Origin of the sequence: Argonema antarcticum A004/B2, assembly GCF_023333585.1 — a bacterium.
In the GTDB taxonomy this organism is placed as follows: domain Bacteria; phylum Cyanobacteriota; class Cyanobacteriia; order Cyanobacteriales; family Aerosakkonemataceae; genus Argonema; species Argonema antarcticum.
In genome coordinates, this window is sequence record NZ_JAIQZN010000244.1 from 1 (window position 1) to 1113 (window position 1113).

A 1113-nucleotide genomic window follows, 5' to 3' on the forward strand; every position below is an offset into this window, starting at 1 on the left:
CGAATTTAAGAACATAGTCGACGCCAACGCCTGAAAAATCAAACCCCTTAGGCGTCAAATATTCAACAACCTCGTCATCCGATGGAATTTCGAGAGGCAGACAGTATTTTGCCGAAAACTCTTTCAGCGCCATGTAGTAAGAAAAATCTATATCTTTCTTATGTTTTTGAAGTGCGGTGCTGTTGATCGCTATGCCATTCGCAACAGAACGAATAAGATACTCACTGACTGGCCTTTCAAGAGTCGAGTAACGCTCCCATTCATTTGCTACTTTTGCCTTTTCTTCAACATCCGTAGAAAGTTGCAAGAGTGCGTTTCCCACAAGAGCAAGTGTGTTAGTGTCAAGCGTCGCATTCTTGAACACTATGTTTCTATATCTCCCGATTACATCCTCTTTGAGCAAATCAAGTTCCAGCAAAATGGAGCAGGCATCTCGAGATTCGCGATTCTCGCGATCCAGTCGAAGTCCTGAAATTGAAATCCGCAACTCCTCAACATCCATCACCCTTTGCGGAAGCAATTTAGTTCTTTTAAAGAGAACAGGCGCAATTAGCCAGTAGTCATGACAAACTAGCTCCAAATCTTGCTTAACCACATCGTCAGCACCAACCTCTTTAACGGCTTCGCCCGAGACTAAGAAAAATTTCTCCTCACCACGGTCAGCAAAATCATTAACAAAAAGTAGTGCAATTCTCTTATCAGTCATACGGACTTAGCTCGTCATACATTTTTGGCATCGGAGTTCGCTCACGCTCCGCAAGAGGAATATTTTCAACAAAATGACTCCTGGCACGGTTGACGGTACCTTTTAGCTTGATACCGAGTTGCGCGATAACTGGCTTGAGAAATTCTCGGTTTGAATCGCTTGTCGCAAGAAGATAGTTTCGCTGATGATAATAGGGCCAATTGGATCGAAAGCTGACCGCAAATCCCTCCAAGACACCAACTTCACCCACGCAGCGGAGATAAATAAAAATAGCTGCAACTTCTGGTTGCAGAACATTATCTTGAATTCTCTGAGTTGCCAGAGCCACCAGCTTTTGTGTTTTGAATCTGATGCGCGCGAGAGTGAGCCACAGATGGTAGTTTTGCCACGAATGAATTGCACGTTCG

General features: G+C 44.1%; 2 protein-coding genes. Both read right to left on the reverse strand.

Annotated features, from left to right (window positions below):
• Positions 1-706 (reverse strand): hypothetical protein (locus LAY57_RS35640; protein ID WP_249072252.1); only part of this gene is annotated, 706 nt, incomplete at its 3' end.
• Positions 699-1113, reverse strand: a 415-nt coding sequence (locus tag LAY57_RS35645; protein ID WP_249072255.1) for a hypothetical protein, incomplete at its 5' end; no start/stop codon positions are given. The genes LAY57_RS35640 and LAY57_RS35645, both read right to left, overlap by 8 nt.